Genomic DNA, 21,991 nt, shown 5'->3' with positions numbered 1-21,991 from the left:
GAACCCGCGCTTTTTATTTGCCTGTTGATTTGATGACTAAGAGCCAACCGCACTAAAGTCACTGCGGTAGATTTTTATGTGTTTTATTTCTTATCGATTAGTTAAACCAAGCTTAAATTAATGCTGCGTTTTTATAATCATCGATAACAATCATCATTTTTAGGAAGCGACACCCAAATGGAAAACCATAAACCTGTCACTGGATTCCAGCGATTTCTCAATGGCGTCGAAGTCGTCGGCAATAAGCTGCCCGATCCGGCGGTGTTATTTGCGATGTTTCTGGGCTTAGTCTGGCTGATCTCCTGGGGATTATCGGGTGTCAGTTTTGATGAAATCGACCCTCGAACAGGCAACCCCATTCAAGTCGTGAATATGCTCGAAGGCGGCGCACTGACTGCATTTACCTCGAACATAGTCTCCACTTTTGTGACTTTTCCGCCGCTGGGTGTCGTGCTAGTTGCTATGCTGGGGCTTGGCGTGGCTGAGCATACTGGCTTTATTAATGCCGGACTGCGCTCGATTTTATCTGTTACCCCCAAGATGTTACTCACCCCGGTATTGATCGCCGTGGGTATCCTGAGCCATGTCGCGGTAGATGCGGGTTATGTACTGGTTATCCCACTCGGCGCGGTGATCTTCTATGCCGCGGGCCGTCATCCCCTAGCCGGTATTGCCGCCGCTTTCGCGGGCGTATCCGGCGGTTTTTCTGCGACCGTGGGCGTGCCTTCGAGCCTTGACCCTATGTTAGCGGGCTTAACTCAGGCTGCGGCAAGATTATCCGCCGATCCCGCAGCGGCCACATTAACGATTAACCCACTGAATAATATCTTCTTTACGTCGGCTTCAGCCGTGTTAATCATCTTAGTTGGTTGGTTCTTAACGGATAAAGTGATTGAGCCGCGCCTAAAAAACACCGCGGTGAATGGCGATCCCAGCACACTCCCAACGCTTGATGAGCTGGCGCCCCATGAGCGCCGAGGTCTCAAATTCGCCATGGGCGCCATGTTGTTATGTGCCTTAGGGCTAGTGTTTACCGCCTATGGTGACAACTCTGCCTGGCGTGGTACCGATGGCGCGCTAACCAGTGCCTCGGCTCCCTTAATGCGCTCCATTGTGGCGATTATTTTTGTGTTCTTCCTCGTGCCAGGCATAGTCTATGGCTATGTTGCGGGCACGGCGAATAACCACAGGGCCATTATTCAAGGCATGAGTAAGTCCATGAGCGGCATGGGTTATTACATCGTCATGGCCTTCTTCTGCGCCCAGTTTATTTATGCCTTTGGTCAATCCAATTTAGGCGCATTAATGGCGATTAAAGGCGCGTTGGCGTTGAAAGAATTGGCCCTTCCTATGGGCGTGACTTTGGTGGGGATAGTGTTTCTCACGGCGTTCGTCAATCTATTAGTCGGCTCGGCGTCGGCCAAATGGGCTTTGATTGGAGCCATCATGGTACCCATGTTAATGGAACTAGGCGTATCGCCCGATCTGACCCAAGCCGCTTACCGCGTGGGCGACTCGTCGACCAATATCATCACTCCGCTGATGCCTTATTTTCCGTTGATTGTGGTGTTTTGCCAAAAATACGTTAAGGAATCAGGCATTGGCACTCTAGTGGCACTGATGTTGCCGTTTTCAATCAGTTTTCTCCTGCTTTGGAGCGGTTTCTTATTGGCTTACTGGGCCCTAGGTCTACCACTAGGAATTGGCAGCTCGCTGACCTTCCCCGCACTATCTTAGCCTTAGTATAAATATCGCTTGGCTGAGATCGTCGGCTGAGCGACTACAGATAAACAAAAATGGCGCCAACTAGATAAGAGCTGACGCCATTTTTATATCTATTGAATCAAACGATTGGGCTTACTTAGTATCCGATCTTAATACTAACTCGACACGGCGATTCTGCTGCTGCCCCGCCTCATCACTGTTGCTAGCAACGGGAGCATGTTCACCTATGCCTACGGCTTCCAATTGTTGAGTTTGAATACCATGACTCGTGGTCAATAACTTCACAATCGCCACCGCGCGGCGTTGGGATAGACCTTGGTTATAGGCTTGATTACCTTTGTCATCGGTATGACCCACCACATAAAATGCACGCTTAGGATTTGCCTTTAAGTAACTGGCAAGCACCTCGACAACGGGCTGCGCCTCGGGCAATAACTGGTCGCTATCGTACTCGAATAACAACCCTTCTAAGGCAACATGGCCCTTAGCTTCAATTTGGTCGGTCAGCGCCTCAAGATTGATCCCCACGCGGTCATCCTTAAGCTCAGTCTCCTCTAACACCCGCAAGTCGGTCCATAACCCGCCGATATAACCTATGGTATAAGTGCTCACATGCACATTCCCCTCGGGGCGCGTTAAGGTATACCAAGCATAAAACTGGCTGTCTTCGTTACCAATATTCACTAGAGAATCGATAGCTCTGATAAACCTGTCCTCCCTACCACAGGCCTTTCCCTGACACTCAAATTGCGTCTCAAATCCGAGTTTAGTCAATGCCACCTTGTAGTTAGTGAACACCTCATAACCCGAATATTCCTTTGGTATTGAATAGCCATTTTGAGTCAACTTACCCGCACGCTCCACCAGCACAGGCTTATTGCTTGCATCCATTGAAGACACAAATACTGTGCTCGCAAAGCCTTGGCGTTTAAAGTCCTGGATATAGCTTCCCTTTAAGCGGCTGATAAGCGGATGATCCTCGGCGCCATTCGTATCCTTCTTTTGATTATCTTTAAACTCGATTTGCTTAGGCGCTTGCTGTAAAAATGCGGCATTAACCGTGACTAAATCTAACGGCTCGGGGATCACCTCGAGCGTCGTAATATGAAGACCCGCAGAATCATTCATAACTGCCGCTTGTATAGCGGTATAAAACTCTTTTTGCTCATTCTTCACTCGAGCAAACAAGTAACCACTTTCAACACCAATAACGCCATCCAACAGGGCAATTTTCTCTCGCAATAGGCGAGAATCACCACATGCCTCAAGCAGACACTCGAATAGGACTTCGCCACCAAGCTTTTTAATCTGTTCACGGTAATTATCGAGAATATGCGCAGGGCTGTATTCGGGCGCTAATTTGTATTTTTGCTGATGGACCTGACCGAAGATAGGCTTAAAACGATAGTCAGACCTTTGTTCACCCGCGCTGATAATAAAGGGATATTCTGCATAATGGCGCGTCAATTCATCCTTTAATTTCGCCGTAGGAAAAGGCGTGAATAACCCCTCATCCGCCGCCATTAACGACAAAGGCAACAGGCTCGTCGAAATAGCCAATAACCCCGCTAAATAACTCCGCTTAGAAACACGCATCAATATTACCCTCCATAGAAATACTGCCGCGAAAAGTAACACTAAACTGATTGCGCAATAACAAATATGAAACAAGTTAATACTTTAGCGTGATTGAGGCGATGGGTTGTACAGGCAAAAATAGCTGTCGAAAATGCAGACTGATTTAAAAACAGCCGCATTTTGACCGGAAGGATGCCAAACGTTGTCGTGAAAGGGATTTCACATCAAGCCGCATGTTTTATCACAAGCGGCGTCGATTTTTATCCACTCAGACCGATACTCACGCCCTTCTTAGTCACCTTGGCTCATGCTATTTGGCTTGGCCACGAATAACACTGCAATACGTTGAATACTCGACGTTATCAGATGACTCCGCGCTAACTCAGTGCAATGGAAATTGCCGAATTGATGTAAGGACACAAGATGTTTAAACCTAAACTGCTCTCTTTGCTGATCGCCACCAGTTTGCTGACGGCATGTTCTGGCTCAGACGATAAAGATGACACCACCACGACGCCAGAGCCGACGCCTCCAACTGAATACGCCCATAAAGTCACAGGTCAGGTCACTTATATCGGCGCTATCGCCGGGGCCAACGTGTGCGTGGATCTCAACCAAGACTTAAGCTGCTCAGAGGGTGAACCGAGCACCACTACAGGCACTGACGGTAAGTATCAAATCGATTGGAAAAGCGCGACCGAAAAACCTAACTATTACCTGCTGGCCGACTGGATTGATAACGCGCCTTCATCGGCACGCTCAGCATTGACGGTGAGCTCCGCCGCTGCTCACACCAACGCCACCACAGGTGGCATGAATATCGTTGCCCTGCCCGATCATGCGGGTCATATCAACGCGCTGACTAATATTGAGTTTTCACGCTATCGCAAGATGATTGAGGCAGACTTAACGCCACAGCAAGTGATTGAGTTCCGCGCCAAACTCAAAAACCTATACGCCACTGGATTTAAACAAGTCGAAGCCGATTTATTTAGTCTTTCGCCCGAAATCACCCTGCAACCCACATTTATCGACACCCTGCTGTTACACGATTACCTGTTAAACCTCACCAACGAGCGCACGGTGGAAATTTTGGCGGCTATCGAAGTGTTAATCGCCGCATTTGAAGCCTTCGAGAATTTAATCCTAGGGTACGGCTTTGGCACTGAGGCTTATCTGCAAACCAATCCGATTGCCGTCACCAATAAGGTGGAGAGCACCTTAGTGCACTTCGGCTATATGGAGGCGCCGGTTGATCGTAAGGCGATGAACAGCACTGACTGGGATACAGTGTTTAGCAGCATGCTCAATCATACCGACGAATCTCATGTGCTCAATATCGCCACCGTTCGCAACAGCCACTTTGTCAGCTTAGATTATGGTACTGCTGACCAAACTCTTACTGGGGTATTTTCAGGTGACGCTGTGATGATCTTCGACAACACGTCGGGAGAGGAGGTCCCTACCGAATGCTGGAATGAGCCAATGAAAAAATGGATCAATGCCTCGCGTAACGACCAAGGGTATGTCCTGAAAGAACCTGTGATTGAAGGTAACAAAATAAAGACCGTTTATGCCGGCACTGAAGTCCCTGTCGAAATGAATTTCCATAAGTATCAAAACACGGCCGCTGACTGGCAGGATTTGCTGGCAAACCTCCCAAGCGACCTTAAGCTGGCGTCACTCAGTTGGCCTTCGCAAATCTATCGCATGGATATAAAACAAACGGCTGATGTGCTTTGCCGCGAAGAAGATCCCATCACCTATGAAACGGGCGTTGAAACCGCGAGCCAGCTTTCCTCTAGCGTGATCGTGGAACTGTTGTGGCCCTTCGCTTACCCCGAGAGTTACGTTGAGGACTCAACGAATAAATTCACCATTCTCGATAGCTTCGGTCAGCCTGAAAGCCAACATGAATGGAGCATTAGCACCAGTCCGAACGGCGGCAAGCTACTAACTATCACTGAAATTGTGGCGGACCCGATTGCTAGCCAGATGGTGCAACCAAGCTACTACCTTGTGACCTCAAACTTGCTGACTGAAGTTGAGCTAAACACAGCATTTGATACGACTGAAAATAAACAGTTATATCGCTTTACCTACGACCAAAGCTTCAGCAATACCCTGCACAACCACTTTAAGTCGCTAGCAAAGTAAAGCTTACTCCCTCCGCGCCCCTGAGTTGATTCCTCGGGGCGCTTATCTCAACTTAAGTCGCGATGCACCGTAAAGAGCCCATTAGAGGCTGATAAACGCATCTCGCTCATAGTAAAAGATAATCGCTTCAAGCAGTTCCTGTTCACTGGGCTGAGCTTTTTGCTGCTTAAGATTATCAATCACATCCTCGATTTGATCCGTATTTAGCAGGTAACCATAGTCACTGTGGACTAAGCCATCCTCAAAGGCATCGATTTCGGCATCCGATAGCTCCCTCATATTAGCCACTATCGGGAATAATAATGTGGTCAGCTGTAGGGATTCACCGTCATCAAGATCTTGATAAACCAGCCAATAACTTAATCCGGGTTGTTCGATGCACTTTCTTATCCAGCGCTGTAACGACTCGGGCTGGCCGAAAAATGTGCTGATATTCATAATGTCCTCGAATGGCGTTGTCATAGTAAAACCGAGTGAGTCACTAAGTTGCATGGCCATAGAAGCAATTCACCACTCCCAAGATGCATACAAGTAACAGATGGGAGTTCTCGCGACTCAACCCGCCCCAAGAATACGAGAGGACATCTGCGTCCATCAAAGCCAAAATCACAATTCATCAATTCGATGGACAAAAAACCAATCAAATTTAAATAAACATTATTTTACCACATGCATTTTTGAATATTATTCATTTAGACGTCACGTTATTTAGATTTTGGTTATTTTCAAACCAAGGTTGGTGATGTTTCACAAAACCCATAACAGCAACTGTGGTACCTTAAGCGCCCAAAAAACGTGTCAGGGCTGCGCTTTTACGCCAAAAGCGAGGGCGGGCCTGTAAATAGATAACTAGTCTTAAGACACAAAATGCCGCGGTAATTGGGGAGTTTCGCAAGAATGAAGAGCAAGAGTTTATTAGGCAACATTGGTGTGCAAGTGGTTATTGCCATGATTATTGGCGCACTGGTTGGTTTTACCATGGGCGAAAGTGCGAGCATCTTCGCCCCACTGGGTACCATCTTTATCCATTTAATCAAAATGCTAGTGATCCCACTGGTACTGGTGTCTATCATCAGCGGCGCAGCCAGCTTAGGCGATAGCCCCTCGGCGGGTAAGATTGGTGTCGGCACCTTCGGTTTCTTTATTGTCACCTCGGGGATTGCCGTGGCCTTGGCATTAGTCATGGGCAAGGTGTTTACGCCAGGCGCGGGGGTAGACTTTACCGCCCATAGCAGTAGCGGCCTGATGGAAGTCACCGCCGAACACGGCGCACTGCCAGGAGTAATGGACACCTTTATTGGCATGATCCCAACCAATGTGTTCGAGTCATTAACTGGCGGGAATATCCTTCAAATTCTAGTGTTTAGTATATTTTTCGGTATCGCGCTGACCAAGGTCAAAGGCGATGGCGCCAAGCCCATCATGGCAGCGTTAAATACCGTCGTCGACGCCTTTGTGTGGATGATCAACTGTGTGATGGTGATTGCGCCCATTGGGGTATTTGGTTTGATGGCCGATTCCGTCGGCACCTTCGGTTTCGATGCCTTAGAAGTCGTGTTTAAGCTGTTTGCCGTGTTTGTGGCCGCGATTCTGATCTACGGTTTTGTGTTCTTCCCCTTAGTGGTACAGCTGTTTTCTAAGGTATCGGCACGCCAATTTATTTCGGCGATGAAAAAACCTCAGGTGATGGCACTGTCGACAGCATCGTCTATGGCCACGCTGCCAGTGAATATGGAAACCTGTGAAGAAGATCTTAAGGTTTCTAAGGCAACCACCGCCTTTGTGCTGCCTTTAGGTGCCACCATCAATATGAGCGGCAACGCGATTTACTATGGTTTAGTCGCCATGTTCTTCGCGCAAATGTACAACGTCGATCTGTCGATGACCGCCTATGCCGCGATTATCTTTACCTCAACCTTGGGTGCCATTGGCCAAGCGGGTGTCCCCGGTCCGTCATTTTTAGTGGTCGCTGTACTACTGGCCGCAGGGATTCCTATTGATGGTTTACCACTGTTATTCGCCCTCGACCGAGTGTTTGACATGATCCGCACCGCGCTCAACATCACGGGTGATGCCGCCTGCGCCATCATTATGGATAAGTACACCGCAGAGCCAAACTCGAACTAACAGCATAAATACATTGATATACCAAGGCTTGAATAGGCTTACTTATTCAAGCCTTTTTTATACCTAAACCCTCGGGATACCGCATCTTATCCCTCTGATTTTGTATCACTTAATGCAGATTTATGTGATCTTGGCGACGCCTTGGTCTAAGCTCAAACGGCGCCGTCTCGCAATTCGTATTTCTTTATCCGCCAAGCCACACGGACACAGTGCCTTTCTGCGATAATGGCTTGGCTACCATCAGTCCAAAGGAGTGTTGCATTATGTCCGTATTTGCCCCTGCAAGCCCTTTTGCCGACTTTATCTATCGTCATTTCCGTGCCATTCACGCCCTTAAACTCGGCCTCGCCCTGCTGATTGCCGTCACCATTAACGCCATTTGGTCGCCGCCGCATTTTATTTGGAGCATGGTGACCATAGTGATCATTATGATGAGTCTGCCGCAGGTGGGCGGCGCAATTGAAAAGTCCCTGCAACGGGCGGTAGGCACCTGTTTAGGGTCGGCTTATGGCGTGATGTTAGTGGCCACTATCGACAGTTATTGGCTGATTATGGGGCTGCTGATCTTAGGGGTCACGCTGATCTGTTTTATCTCGGCGGGACGCTACAGCTATGCCTATTTGGTGGCGGGATTCACCATTATTATCGTGGTGGGCGATGCGAACCACGACACCTCAGAGGCACTCTGGCGCACGGCGAATATTCTGCTCGGTTGTGTTATCGCCATTCTGGTGTCGCTGTTTATCTTCCCGATTAAGGCCAAGCAGGACTGGCGCAGCCAGCTCGCCAATGCCATAGACAGTATGGCCAAAGTGCTGACCCAACATCTACAGGCTCCCGCCAACCATGATTTAGACTTTCGCGCCGAACTCGAGGCGGCCATGAAGGCGGTATTAACCCAGAAGAAACTGTTTTTCTCCCTCGAGTGGGAAAGCCAAACCCTGAAAAAACATAAAGTGCTGCTGGCAGAATTAGTTAATAAACAGGTGCGGCTGATCACTCTACTCGAGCTATTACCTTTGAGTCGCTGGCAGGAGGCCGACAAAGAGGCATACCACCAAATCAACCGTGTCGCCGCCGAGCTTACGGCTTATCTTCACAGGCTGAGTGAATTTGTTGCGGGCAAAACAGCCACATTGCCCACACTACCAAATTCATTAGAGCAGGAGTTGCAGCACAGATTACAACTCAGCTTAGCCGCCCAAACGCCAAATTCGGCCCCTTTAGCCAATGAAGTCGCGCAGGGATTTGCCCTCACGGGATACGGCTGGCTTATCTATCAACTCGCCATTGCCGTCGAAGCGCTCTACGCCGATATCGAGATTATCGAAATCGCCTATAGCGGACAAACCGTGTTACATAAAACCGCCAAACCTTCATAGACTGTTACCACGGGGCATGGCAGCGAAAATCACTCACCCGAACCAAGATAAACCCTTGGCAGCCCTTGCACTCGCAGGGGCTTAATGAAAAGATACCGCCCTAATAAAAATTCGATGTGTGGACTGTTTTCATGCGCTTGTTTTCCCCTTCCGTTATCGCCATTGCCTGCTTATCGGCGGGTTCACTATTCACCGCCCAGTTAGCCGTTGCCGCGAATACCGAAGTCGCGCAACCCGAAGTGACAACGACTGGAGCTGCCAACGCTGAAGTTGCCAATACTGAAGCCGCTAAAACTGACGCGGTTAACGCCAGCGCCGACAGCAGCGCTTCGCCCGCGGCTGTAGCCACTCCCTCAGCCGCAGTAACAGCAACACCGACTCGCGCCAATACCTTTGTGAATGACACCATTCTCCCGCCAAGCATCACTTGGCACGGAGGCAGCGAAGCCCTGTTACTCAGCGCCGATAACGAATGGGCGACGCCCTTTGAGCAAAGCAACGGCACCGAAAGCCCAAGCTATGACGATACCATTACTTGGCTCGACCGATTGGCGGCCGAAACCACCAAATTGCAGAAAGTCAGCCTAGGCAAGAGCCCTCAAGGGCGCGACATTTGGATGTATGTCGCCAGCAGCGAAGGCATTAACGAATCGGCAAGGCTAAAGCAAAACACTAAGCCGACGATTCTGGTGCAAGCCGGGATCCACGCGGGCGAAATCGACGGTAAAGACGCCGGCATGATGCTGCTGCGGGATATCATAAAAGGCGATAAAAGCGACCTACTCGAAAAGGCTAACTTGCTGTTTGTGCCTATGTTTAGTGTTGATGCCCATGAGCGCAGCGGCGAATTTAACCGCGTAAATCAGCGCGGCCCGGTCAATATGGGTTGGCGCACCAATGCCAATAACCTCAACCTGAACCGCGACTACGCCAAGGCCGACACCTTAGAAATGCAGCATATGCTGCGGGCAATCAATGTGTGGCAACCAGATTTGTATATCGATGTGCATGTCACCGACGGTATCGACTACCAGTACGACATCACCTTCGGCTACAACCTTGCCCAAGGTTTGAGTCCCGCCAGTTTCCGCTGGCTCGAAAATAGCTACCGCCCAGCGGTCGAAGCGGCATTAACCGCCCAAGGTCATATCCCAGGTCCGCTGATTTTTGCCGTCGACAATACCGACATCACTAAAGGCATGTCACTGTGGAACCCTAGCCCACGCTTCTCTAATGGTTATGGTGATGCCCGCCATCTGCCCACCATTTTGATTGAGAACCACAGCTTAAAACCCTTTAAGCAGCGCGTACTTGGCACTTATGTGATGCTAGAGCAAACCTTGAAAACCGTGGGTGACCAAGCGACTAAGTTAAAGAGTGCGATTCAAGAGGATAAATACCGCGCCTCGCCACTGATCACATTAACGTGGAAATCGGCGCCACTGGCTAAAGGCTGGGATTTTAAAGGCATAGATTACAAGCTTGAGCAGAGCCCGATTAGCGGCACCGAGGTAGTGCGCTGGACAGGCGAGCCTAAGCTGTACCCGAACCTAGCTGTGATTGCCGAAACTGTGCCCGATATCAAAGTCACTCGCCCGAGTGCTTACTATATTCCCGCCCAGTGGACACAAGTGATCGACCGCTTAAATCTACACGGTATTCGGATGACACGTTTAAGCAAGCCAACTGAGCTTAAATTGCAGCAATACAGCTTGAGCAATCCGGTGTTTAATACCAAGGCGTTCGAGGGACGACTCACAGTGAAGGCCGACTCGACACTGGCCAAACTGACCACCACCTTGCCCGCGGGCACAGTGAAAATCAGCACAGATCAACCCTTAGGCGATCTGGCGATTTTACTGCTCGAGCCACAATCACCGGACTCGTTACTGCAATGGGGCTTCTTCAACCCTATCTTTACCCGTACCGAATACATTGAGGACTACGCCGTAGAGCCGCTGGCCACCAAGATGCTTAAGGAAGATCCCAAGCTGCAGGCGGAATTTAACAAAGCACTGGAAAACCCAGAGTTTGCCGCCGATCCCGAGGCACGCTTGCGCTGGTTCTATGAGCGCAGCCCTTACTACGATAATCAATATCTTAAGTATCCGGTCTACCGTAGCCGTTAATCCCGCAGTTAAAAACGGCAAGGATTAAGCAGGCTTACGCGCGCTAATGCTATACACCAAGGGCACCTGTTGCCCTTGGTGTTTTAGTACATAACGGCCATCGGCTCGCGCCTTTAGCCCTTCGAAACAGTTATAGGGGCTAAACGCAAACTCGTGGAAGAACTCCAACACTAAGCCCGCCTGCAATAAGGCATTGATCACCTCAGACAAGCTATGCGACCAACACATTAAGGTTTGCTGCTCATCACCGGCGTTCTCGGTATAGGTTCCTTCCTGCTCAATGTCTGGCTCACCGCGATTAAAATAGCTATATCCATCGAATAGCTGCTGCGCCGGATGAAACTCAGCCATATAAAACTGTCCGCCGGGCTTTAAACACGCCGCAATGGTCTGCGCCCAGAGTGTTAAGTCCGGCAACCAAACAATCGCGCCATAGGAGGTAAATACAATATCTTGCGGCTCAATCTTGCCCGCGACGCTGTAGACATCGCTACAGATAAACTCGGCGGACAACTCCGTCTGCAGCGCCAGCTTGCGCGCCTCAGCAATCGCCACCTCGGATAAATCGACCCCAGTCACCTTTGCGCCCATTCGCGCCCACGACAGGGTATCTAAGCCAAAATGACATTGCAGATGCAATAGACTTTTGCCCGCCACCGCAAGCTCACTCAGCTCGATTTCGGTTAAGGATGTGTTGCCACTCAAAAAGCCTTCAACATCATAAAAATCAGAGGTTAAGTGCACTCGAGTGCGGGCATCCCAAGCGATTTTATTGGTCGTTAAGTAATCCATATGAATCCTTTCTGGTTATGCTTTTTATCAAGCTGGAATGTTGGACACACGCTAACTGAATAAGTGAGTAATTTCACCACTCTTTGGGAAAAATCACTCATTCAGCGGACATGTCCGCCTGCGCCCAAGCGGACACATTTACAGTATTTAACTGATAATTAAGGAATTTAAAAGTTGGCATAGGATGTGCTATCTCTCGACATAGCACTTATCGCCATAGACTCCGCACTCTGCAGTTTATCGAGTGTCGATAACAAGGAAGAAGAAAATGTCATTACGCCCTTTTATATTTACCCTCGGATTTGTCGCCGCCTTTACCGTTGGCGTGTCACTCACTGGCTGCATTATCAATGTGAATGCCGCCGGCATGCCGGATTTAGATCACCAGCAACGTGAACTCAGCCTCGATGCTCAAGACCTGCAGGAGCTCGTCGCCGAAACGGGGGCGGGCAGCCTTGAAATTATCGGTGTCGAAGGCCTAACCCAAATTAAGTTAGTCGCTGATATTTATAGTAATGACGATAGCAAAGTCATTCTCACCCTTGAGAAAAAGGCCAACAAAGCCCAGCTTAAGGCCGACTTTGAATCCCATAGCAGCTTTAGCAATTACTCACCCTATATCGACCTTAAGTTACAAGTGCCTGCCGGATTAGCGCTGGACATTGACGATGGTTCGGGTGCGATTTTGATCAACAAGATGACCGCGGATATCAAGGTCAAGGATGGCTCGGGCGAACTGGTTATTCATGGCGGCAATAATGTCAGCATAGACGATGGTTCTGGCGCGATTGAAGTCAGCCAAGTGAACGGCAACCTAGCAATTGTCGATGGATCTGGTGGCATCCAAGTCAATGATATTAAAGGCAGCATCACCATCGATGACGGCTCTGGCGAAATCAACGTCGCCAATGTGCAAAACACAGTCACCATCAACGATGGCTCAGGCGATATCAATGTGGTGAACACTAAGGGCTTAACCATTCTCTCGGCAGGTTCAGGGGATGTGAGCTTCGATAAAATCGATGGCCCAGTAAGCAAACACTAAGCCCGTTAGATTAACAGCGTTACCGCTCAACCAACTTCCCGGCGTAGAGACTGATGTTGCAGTACCCAACCAAATGTCAGTCTTCTACCCACCCCTTTTGCGTTACCGTTCCATGGACATTCTTATGCACTTTATGCCACTAACCCCTTGTAGTGGCATCTTTTTTTACGTCTGAGACTTTCTCAAACTCAACTCAGGTAAGCCTTTGGTAACGTTTTACCTATTTGTTTTTCGGAGCAAAGTTTGACAATGATTATCTAGATAAACTCGCTCGGTGAGCCAGTGCTAGTTTCGGTAATGGTTCGAGTTGCTAATAGGCAACATCACAGCTTCTGGCTATCCTATTCCCTAATTGCCTGCCGCAGGCTTTCGCACTGTTACACCAGTGACTCGCCGTGGATACGTCCTTGTAGGCTCTACTAAAACATCCATGTTTTAGAAGGTCACTGGCGCAACAATGCTTGATTTGGTGCAACCATTGATAGCCGAGTAATACCTGATCTAACCTTCATTATTTCGTAGCCGAGATTAATAATGGATGTATCATTACACTCGCGAACATAGCTCACAATCCATTTTGAGGAATACTTAGAATGGGATATCTATCAGTGCAATCAATCTGACGCAGAATAAAAAACGCCTTAGGATAAACTATATGAACATACGTGGGTAACCCAAGGGGAAAGTAGAAGCTAAGTTGTTTTAAGTTACTATTAGGTATATGTTTCATATAATTAAATAGACATTAATTAGGATCAGAAATGCCGTCATGGTTAACAGCAGAAATAGTAATAGCCATCATGTCAATGTTCGTAGCGATACTGGCTTTGGGAACAACAATTTGGCAAGGTAAAGTCACCCAAACTCATAATAAACTTACAGTAAGACCCTATTTATCATGCCATGTATTAGTTTCGACACATCAAGATAGTGCTGGCGTTTACATCAATAATGATGGAATTGGACCAGCTATAATAAAAGCAGTCTCTTTTGAAAAAAACGGTATTGTTTTAAGCCTTGATGACTTCGATTACAAAGAAATATTTCCACAGCTTAATTTTGGTCATTTCCATTTCAATATTATTGGTATACCTGGATCAATTTTACCAGGACAAATGCAGTGGATTTTTTCAACAACTAAACACAAAGAAAATGCAACACTAATAAAAGACATCCTCAGTAGTTTGAAAGGCACTACATTAAAAATTGAATATGAATCTATTTATAAAGAGTCATTTGTTTTTTGTCAGACATTCTTCCCGAATATGTAATTCAGCGCTGAATTGATCGAAGCACCAGCTATTAAAATTTGCTAATTAACAACAGAATCGAGGCATGTACAAGCTAAAGGATACTCCGTGCTTAACGGGATTAAGCACTGACATGGAGGTGACCGTTGGCGGCATGGATGCCGCCGTCGAGCATACAAGGACGTACTTGCTGCGTGTCACTGAAATGACTGTGCTTAATCGTTCCCCACTATCATTCCAAACTCAATCATTGCCAGCTTTTGACTGCGGCTTAACTTCTTAACCGCGATTTCACGCTTTAGAGCATCGCTGCGGGTGCCGACTTGTTCTTGATACATTAGGGTTAATGGCCCTTTGCCGCGCAGGTACTTTGCTGCTTTGGGGCTGCTTGATTGATGTTCGTTAAAGCGGCGTGCGACATCTGTGGTGATGCCTGTGTATAAGTGGCCATTGGCGCAGCGGATAAGGTACAGATACCACATCGAGACTTGTTCTATCTCTGACGTCGCACCTTGTTCGGAAGTAACAGCTTGCTCAGCTCCTAGCGCTTCTGGCTTGCTAGAAAGCTGAGTTTGGTTAGCAGCTTGAGTTTGGCTAGCCCCTTTTTTGGGGCTAGCCAAGAGAGTTGAATTAGCGGCTTCAATCACTAAATCGGTCACCCGTTGGTGCCTACTTAGTCATGCCGAGCAGGCTTAGGAAGAAGGCATATTCCTGCGCAGTGTCTTGGTACTGGCGGTAACGGCCACTCTTGCCACCGTGTCCTGCATCCATATTCACGTCGAATAACAACACCTTATCGTCCAGTTTGTACCATTTATTTTGCACTTCACGCAGTTTCGCTACCCATTTCGCTGGCTCGAAATACTGCACCTGTGAATCATGCAAACCTGTGGTGACCAACAGGTGTGGGTACTCATGGTCGGCAACATTGTCGTAGGGCGAATAGCTGAGCATATAGTCGAAATAGGTCTTCTCGTTTGGATTACCCCATTCATCGTACTCATTGGTGGTGAGCGGAATCGACTCATCGAGCATGGTCGTGACCACATCCACAAAGGGCACGTGCGCCGCAATGGCAAAGTACTTTTCAGGCGCCATATTGGCAATCGCGCCCATTAACAGCCCGCCAGCACTACCGCCCGAAGCCACCACTTTATTCTTGTCGCCATAACCTTGCTCGGTTAAGGCTGCGGTGACATCGATAAAGTCATTAAAGGTATTCTTTTTATTCAGTAACTTACCCGCATCGTACCAAGGGCGACCTAACATTTCGCTGCCGCGTACATGGGCGATGGCATAGACAAAGCCACGGTCGAGCAGACTGATAACCGACGAAGAAAAGTCAGGCTCTACCGTGTAACCATATGAACCATAACCATATTGATATAGAGGGTTAGTGCCGTCTTTCTTGAACTTATCCTTACGATACACCAAGGACACTGGCACCTTAGCGCCATCGCGGGCGGTGACAAATAAACGTTCGGCGCGATATTGACTGGCATCGAAGCCGCCAAGCACTTGTTCCTGCTTAAGCAAATCGCGTCTATCGGGATTACTTAAGTGGTACTCATAAATCGCCTCAGGCGTGGTCAGGCTCGAGTAGAAAATACGTAACTTATCGCTATCTTGCTGGGCGTTCACATCTAAACCGAGCACATAGGCGGGTTCATCAAAACTCAGCTCAAAGGGCTTTTGACCATTGAATGGCATCACTTTAATGCGCGTTAGACCATTCTCGCGGGTTTGAATCACCAAATAATCCTTCAGCACCAGCTCGTCTTCGATGCGCGCATTAGGATTGTGGGCAACCACTTCCTGCCATTTAGATTTATCGGCGGCATCCTTAATCGCCACTTTCATCAAACGGAAGTTAGTCGCCTGCCAGTTGGTGAGAATGTAATAGCTATCGCCCAGTTTAGAAACGCTGTATTCATGGCCCTCTTCCCGCGCCAGCACAGGTTTGAACAGGCTTAGGGGATCGTTAGCATCCAACACTGACACTTCGCTGGTTGTGGTGCTCTCGTGGAACAGCACAATTTGCGACTCGTCTAAACTCTTACCGAGGGAGATGTAGTAAGCATCGTCTTGCTCCTCATACACCAACACATCGCTCGATTGTGGCGTGCCGAGTTCGTGGCGATATACGCGGTAACCCAGCAGGGTTTGCAAATCCTTGGCGATATAAAACACATGGCGATTGTCATTGCCCCAAACGATGCGTCCCTCTGTGTTTTCAAGCACATCGGTGATCATGGCGCCGGACTCAATATCTTTAAAGTAGATGTTATACACGCGGCGGCTTAACACATCTTCACCGAAGGCCAACATGGTTTCATCTGGGCTGACGCTGACGCCACCTAAACCATAAAACTCATGGCCCTTGGCGCGCTCATTCACGTCCAGCATCATTTGCTCAACCCCGTCACTGCCTTTGCGGGCGATCAGCGGATATTCGCCGCCCTCTTGGTAGCGGCGGTAATAGCTGTGCTGGTGCCATTGATAAGGCACGCTCGACTCGTCGGCCACTAAGCGCCCGGTCAGTTCGTTAAACAGCCCATCCTGCAATGACTTAAGCGGCTTAAAGTAGGCTTGGGTATAACGGTTTTCGGCATTCAGATGCGCCAATACCTTAGGATCTTGGCGTTTATCGTCACGCATCCAGTAGTAATTGTCGGTGCGCGTGACCCCGTGCAAGGTCATCACATGGGGAATTTTTTCCGCAACGGGCGCAGAAACTTGCCCTTTTGGAGTGGAGCAACCGGGTAATAGCATAGCGAGACCTAAAGTAAGCAGCAGAGTGCGCATTTATACGTCCTTGTGACGTTCAAACACCATCGTGGGGCACGACGGCAAGCCAATAAGTTAATGTGCCGGATATGATATACCCAAGCTAGCGCTTGTTGCGAGTTTCCTAAAGATGATGCTGGTTTAAGCTTGGCGGCCAGTTGTGCGCTTGCGCAAACATTGCCCAATTTATGGCGCGATTTTATTGCCATTCCAACTAAATAGGCGCAACATAACCGCGTTTTTAGGCTAAGGCCTAACAACAATTCTCAGGGCGGGGTGAAACTCCCCACCGGCGGTAAATAGTGTCGTGAGCCGTTTTCACTCCCACTAAAGCCCGCGAGCGCCCGAATGCAATTTCGGGGTCAGCAGATCTGGTGACTTAGCTTGTCTCGTTTTGGTTAACGCCTATCGAGCGCTACTATTCCAGAGCCGACGGTAATGGACTGTTTGCCATCATAGCAACGGTACTGAGTCCGGATGGAAGAGAATGTAAGACAACATTAGGATGCAGGCGCTTCGTTTCAGCCAATGAGCGAAAGCCATCGCCATCTGAATGTTAGCCTCATATTTTGCAATTAGCCTACGTAAGCCTCTGAGCTTAAATGGGTCTATTGCTACAGCTCAATCCCCTTTGGGGTAAAGGCTGTATTTCTGCACGCCCTGATTCTGGAAATTCCCATGTCGTATTTTTAAAGGATATTAACCATGAATCAGTCTTTACTTGCTCCTTTTGGTACTGCTATCGAACGCGTTGAAGCGGGTCTTGAAGCCCTGCGCCAAGGCCAAGGTGTGTTGGTCGTCGATGACGAAGATAGAGAAAACGAAGGCGACTTAATTTTTGCCGCCGAGTCACTGACCAATGCGCAAATGGCCATGCTAATCCGCGAATGCAGCGGTATCGTGTGTTTGTGTTTACCGGATGAAAAGGTCAAAGCCCTCGAGCTGCCCCCTATGGTCGAAAACAACTCGAGCCAATATGGCACCGCGTTTACTGTGAGTATCGAAGCCAAAGTGGGAGTCACCACTGGCGTTTCGGCCGCGGACCGCGTCACCACCATTAAAGCTGCTATCGCCGACAATGCTAAGCCGAGCGATTTAGCTCGCCCAGGCCATGTGTACCCACTGCGCGCCCAACCCGGCGGCGTATTAACTCGCCGTGGCCATACCGAAGGCACTATCGATTTAATGCAACTGGCCGGCCTCAAGCCTGCGGGCGTGTTATGCGAAGTCACCAATCCCGATGGCACTATGGCGCGTCTGCCAGAAATTATCGCCTTTGGTGCAGCGCACAATATGCCAGTGCTGACGATTGAAGATATCGTCATTTACCGTAAGTCGTTATTAGCCAACGTTGGCTAATTAACCCCACAAGCGGAATTCGATTTAAAGGACGTCGGCCCTGCCCACGTCCTTTTTTATTTGCCGATTATCCTTGGCACAAAATCTTAGCTTTTGTATCAAATCCCATCGGATATCACAGACAGGCAATTTATTTGTTTGCTAGGTGAGTAAATACACTAATAAAAATAGTATGTTAGTTATATATAATAAATAACTGAATTTCGTGAGCTAGATTAGATATCCATAAACTAGGGGTCGCGACCCTCTTGCTTCTATGTTAAATATCCACACCCAGTGTCTGGTTTTTTTCGCTTTCAACACATCAAGGTTATGCCTTGATTTTTTATGTCTCCAACCAGGCAAAAGTAGGAGTAAGTTTACATGCCATCCACGCTACAGCATCTCAGCCTGAAGCAGAAGTTGATTCTGTTTTCACTGCTACCTTTGCTGATGATGAGTATTTTTGTGTTGTCGCGGATGTATGTGCTAGTGAAGGAATATCGCTCCGCCAATCAGAATCATCTGGCAATCCAAGCGACCGCCCAAACCACCGAACTACTCTACCAACTGCATAACGAATATGGCCTCAGCGCCCAGCTTTCTGCCCCCGCGCTCCCCCAAGAAGAAACTCGCCTCCTACAGCAGCAACAGATTACATCCAATGCCTTAGACACCCTGCTCAACGGCTCAGCCTTAAGCAACTTGATGTCCGCATTGGGTCGCAATCAACTCGCCGCCGTGCAGTTGCAGGAGCAACTCAATACCCTAACACTGCTGAGCCATAAGCTGGCTTCGGGTCGCCAAGAGGCTTTAGACCAACATCCCAAGGCATTTATCGATTTATACAACCAGTTCAACACTGAATTGGTCAAACTTATCCAGCAATTACAGCTACAAACCAGCAATATCAGCCAATCTAGGGCCTACACGGATTTGCTCAACATACTCATGGTGCAACAGCTGGCGGTAAAAGAGCGCGATGCAATTAATCGGATGTTACAGTCGCAGACGCTGAGCATTAACGACTACCGCGCGATCAGCACCATAATGTACGAATATGGCCAAGCAGTTGAACATGCGAGCAATGCCTCGATTTCCGACCGTCAATCCTTAATCCGCAAGGTACAAACCTCCCCCGAAAACCTGCGTATCCTCAAGATAAGCCAACGCATCGAACAGCAAATCCGCGTCAGCACCTTAGTGCAAAATATCAATGCCCATTTAGGCTACGGTGGCTTGATTGACAGTTTTCAAGACTATTTGATTAAGGGAAACAGTGCCGCGCTGGAACGATTTACTAAGGCGCTATCGATTATTCAGCTGAATCTCGACGAGTTAAACCATGAGATCCGCAATATTCCTGAGCTTAAGCCTGCGGTAAAAACCATCGAGGACAGCATAGATCAATACCAATTCTGCATGACCCAGTTGCAGCAGTTGAAGCATCAACAGCTCTCACTCGAAGAAATCAGCGCCCTTATCCAAGTGGATGATCAGGATCTAAGTGCCGCCATCAATAAATTGCTTATGCCGCCACATCCCGTCAGCAGCAAGCACTGGTGGTCACTCACCAGTGATAGGATCAATAAGTTGCACGCCATCAGTGATGAAATCACCGAAAAAATGGCGCATCAGAGCGAGGTTGAGCAGACTAAGTCACTCAGTTTGCTAGGGTTATATCTATTCTCCGCGATTTTTACCGCGGCAATTACCCTCTGGCTCGGCCGCAAAATCATCCGCAGCTTTATGGTCAAAATCACTAAGATTGCCAATGATATGCAGCAAATGGCCGCCGATCCGCTGCTCAATATCAATATCGATGCCTCTGGCACCGACGAGTTGGCTCGCATGGCACAAGCCATGAATCGGATGATCAGCGAGCGCCAAAAGGCCAACCATGCCCTAAGCCGCGCCGCCGCCGTATTTAACTATTCTGCCGAAGGCATTATGGTCACGGATGCCGATAACCATATCGAGTTGATTAACCCGGCCTTTAGCCAGATCACCGGCTATAGTCTCGAAGAAGTTAAAGGCCGCAGCCCCTCAATTTTAAGCTCGAATCGCCACCCGCATCATTACTACACCGCCATGTGGGAAGCGCTGCATAAAGATGGCAAATGGGAAGGCGAAATCTGGAATAAGCGCAAAGATGGCCAAGTGTATCCCGAGTACCTCGCCATTACTGTGGTGCGTAATGAACAGGGCGAAATAATCCAACATATTGGTTTATTTATGGATATCAGTAAGCGCAAGCAATACGAACAAGACCTCTGGTATCAGGCAAACTTCGACACCTTAACTGGTCTCCCCAACCGTAAGCTGTTTAACGAGCGCCTGCAGCATGAAATCCAACTCGCCCAACACGACTCCCGCAAGCTGGCGATTCTGCTGATCGACTTAGACCAATTCAAATATATCAATGATGTACAAGGCCATGCGACGGGCGATCTCTTGTTGCAAGACGTGGCTAAGCGGCTGGAAAATATTGCCGGTAAGAACGACTTTGTCGCCCGCATCGGTGGCGACGAATTTGTGCTTATTCTCCCCCGCGTCACCAATGAGTTCGCGATTGAGCATATGGCAAGCCGGATCATTGAAACCTTAGCCGCGCCCTTTAACTTAAATGAGCGGGAAATCCAGATCTCGGCCAGCTTCGGCATCGGCGTCTACCCCGAGGACGGGCTCGATGTGAGTTCGCTGACCCGCAATACTGAGATGGCCATGTATCAGGCCAAGGATGCTGGGCGGAATAACTTTAAGTACTTTACCTCGGGCATGAACCAAGCCATGTTTGCCCGCATGGAGCTGGAACAACGACTGCGCCGCGCCGTGGCACAGGATGAATTTACCCTCTTTTATCAACCGATTGTCGATATGAAGACGGGGCAAATCTGCAGCGTTGAGGCGCTGATCCGCTGGCAAGATCCCGACTTAGGGCTGATCCCGCCAGACCAATTTATCGCTATCGCCGAAGAGACTGGGCTTATCGAACCTATGGGCGAATGGGTGCTCAACCAAGCTATGCACGATTTAAGACAATGGCAACATATGGGGCTCAACCTGAATGTCGCCATCAACGTTTCCAGCCGTCAGTGCATAAACACCCGGGGTATTGGCTTCGACCAAGTGCTGCAGGAATGCTTTAACCGTCACCATATCAATCCTAGAAACGTGCATATCGAGATCACTGAGAGCATGCTGATGGGCGATGCCAGCCACTGCTTAAGCACCCTTGAATCCATCCGTCACTTAGGCTCACAGATTTATATCGATGACTTTGGCACTGGCTATTCATCCTTGAGTTATTTGAAAAAATTCCCGATTTCGGTGATCAAGATTGACCGCAGCTTTGTCGAGCACGCCCTCGAAAACTGCTCTAACGCCAATCTGGTCAAGGCCATTGTGATGATGGGGCAAAGTCTTGAGATGGAGCTTGTCGCCGAAGGAATCGAAACCGAGGCCCAATGGCAGTTTTTGCGTGACTTAGGTTGCCACTATGCACAAGGCTATTTACTTTCGAAACCGCTGCCATTCGATGAAATAACCCCATTACTCGGCCAGACCTTGCCGAAAATGTTGCACTTAGAGCAGCGTGAGAAATGCGTAAACAGTTGATATAAAGGCTCATTAAGCTGAATGATCGCCAATAAAAAAGCAGCCTAGGCTGCTTTTTTATCA

General features: G+C 48.7%; 14 protein-coding genes and 1 riboswitch. Of the genes, 9 read left to right on the top strand and 5 right to left on the bottom strand.

The genetic code is table 11. The annotated features are described in order from the left end of the window. Positions 1-177 precede the first annotated feature (177 nt). Positions 178-1,737, top strand: coding sequence for an AbgT family transporter (locus N7386_RS00745; RefSeq protein WP_279766760.1), 1,560 nt, complete (start codon positions 178-180; stop codon positions 1,735-1,737). A gap of 120 nt (positions 1,738-1,857) precedes the next feature. Here N7386_RS00745 and N7386_RS00740 read toward each other — a convergent pair whose 3' ends face one another. Further along, positions 1,858-3,321, bottom strand: coding sequence for an OmpA family protein (locus N7386_RS00740; protein ID WP_279766759.1), 1,464 nt, complete (start codon positions 3,319-3,321; stop codon positions 1,858-1,860). A gap of 405 nt (positions 3,322-3,726) precedes the next feature. Between N7386_RS00740 and N7386_RS00735 the strand changes: the two genes are divergently transcribed. Next, entirely contained in the window at positions 3,727-5,460 is a 1,734-nt protein-coding gene (locus N7386_RS00735) for a hypothetical protein (protein ID WP_279766758.1), read from the top strand. Between the two features lie 81 nt (positions 5,461-5,541). Here N7386_RS00735 and N7386_RS00730 read toward each other — a convergent pair whose 3' ends face one another. Further along, entirely contained in the window at positions 5,542-5,958 is a 417-nt protein-coding gene (locus tag N7386_RS00730) for a hypothetical protein (protein ID WP_279766756.1), read from the bottom strand. Between the two features lie 399 nt (positions 5,959-6,357). Between N7386_RS00730 and N7386_RS00725 the strand changes: the two genes are divergently transcribed. The 3 genes from N7386_RS00725 (at position 6,358) to N7386_RS00715 (ending at position 11,098) form a co-directional block, all read left to right on the top strand. Continuing rightward, complete coding sequence (locus N7386_RS00725) at positions 6,358-7,587, top strand: dicarboxylate/amino acid:cation symporter (RefSeq protein ID WP_126512248.1); 1,230 nt, start codon at positions 6,358-6,360, stop codon at positions 7,585-7,587. Positions 7,588-7,850: 263 nt separating this feature from the next. Beyond that, positions 7,851-8,969, top strand: a complete 1,119-nt coding sequence (locus N7386_RS00720; RefSeq protein ID WP_011624770.1) for an FUSC family protein — start codon at positions 7,851-7,853, stop codon at positions 8,967-8,969. 131 nt (positions 8,970-9,100) lie between these two features. Further along, entirely contained in the window at positions 9,101-11,098 is a 1,998-nt protein-coding gene (locus N7386_RS00715; protein ID WP_126512247.1) for a M14 family metallopeptidase, read from the top strand. A gap of 24 nt (positions 11,099-11,122) precedes the next feature. Here N7386_RS00715 and N7386_RS00710 read toward each other — a convergent pair whose 3' ends face one another. Further along, entirely contained in the window at positions 11,123-11,890 is a 768-nt protein-coding gene (locus N7386_RS00710; protein ID WP_126512246.1) for a class I SAM-dependent methyltransferase, read from the bottom strand. 268 nt (positions 11,891-12,158) lie between these two features. Between N7386_RS00710 and N7386_RS00705 the strand changes: the two genes are divergently transcribed. Both N7386_RS00705 and N7386_RS00700 read left to right on the top strand, forming a co-directional pair. Beyond that, the gene (locus N7386_RS00705) at positions 12,159-12,935 is read left to right on the top strand and encodes a hypothetical protein (RefSeq protein ID WP_169548431.1); all 777 of its coding nucleotides are present in this window, start codon (positions 12,159-12,161) and stop codon (positions 12,933-12,935) included. A 761-nt stretch (positions 12,936-13,696) separates the two neighbouring features. Further along, positions 13,697-14,206, top strand: a complete 510-nt coding sequence (locus N7386_RS00700; RefSeq protein ID WP_249552954.1) for a hypothetical protein — start codon at positions 13,697-13,699, stop codon at positions 14,204-14,206. Between the two features lie 194 nt (positions 14,207-14,400). On the opposite strand, the gene N7386_RS00695 is transcribed toward N7386_RS00700, so the two are convergent. Both N7386_RS00695 and N7386_RS00690 read right to left on the bottom strand, forming a co-directional pair. After that, positions 14,401-14,844: a GIY-YIG nuclease family protein gene (locus N7386_RS00695; RefSeq protein ID WP_279766754.1), complete on the bottom strand. Its 444-nt coding sequence runs from the start codon at positions 14,842-14,844 to the stop codon at positions 14,401-14,403. 10 nt (positions 14,845-14,854) lie between these two features. Then, positions 14,855-16,990 carry a S9 family peptidase gene (locus tag N7386_RS00690; RefSeq protein WP_279766753.1) on the bottom strand — a complete coding sequence of 712 codons (2,136 nt, stop codon included), beginning with the start codon at positions 16,988-16,990 and terminating at the stop codon, positions 14,855-14,857. A 240-nt stretch (positions 16,991-17,230) separates the two neighbouring features. Continuing rightward, positions 17,231-17,465, top strand: a riboswitch (FMN riboswitch). A 212-nt stretch (positions 17,466-17,677) separates the two neighbouring features. On the opposite strand from N7386_RS00690, the gene ribB reads away from it, so the two are divergent. Together ribB and N7386_RS00680 are read left to right on the top strand one after the other, a co-directional pair. Beyond that, positions 17,678-18,331, top strand: a complete 654-nt coding sequence (ribB, locus tag N7386_RS00685; protein ID WP_279766752.1) for a 3,4-dihydroxy-2-butanone-4-phosphate synthase — start codon at positions 17,678-17,680, stop codon at positions 18,329-18,331. 363 nt (positions 18,332-18,694) lie between these two features. Further along, complete coding sequence (locus N7386_RS00680) at positions 18,695-21,928, top strand: EAL domain-containing protein (RefSeq protein WP_279766751.1); 3,234 nt, start codon at positions 18,695-18,697, stop codon at positions 21,926-21,928. The last annotated feature ends 63 nt before the right edge of the window (positions 21,929-21,991 follow it).

This window comes from Shewanella sp. GD04112 (assembly GCF_029835735.1).
Classification (GTDB): domain Bacteria; phylum Pseudomonadota; class Gammaproteobacteria; order Enterobacterales; family Shewanellaceae; genus Shewanella.
Note: the sequence above shows the minus strand (reverse complement) of the source record. Positions and strands in the feature narration are given on the sequence as shown.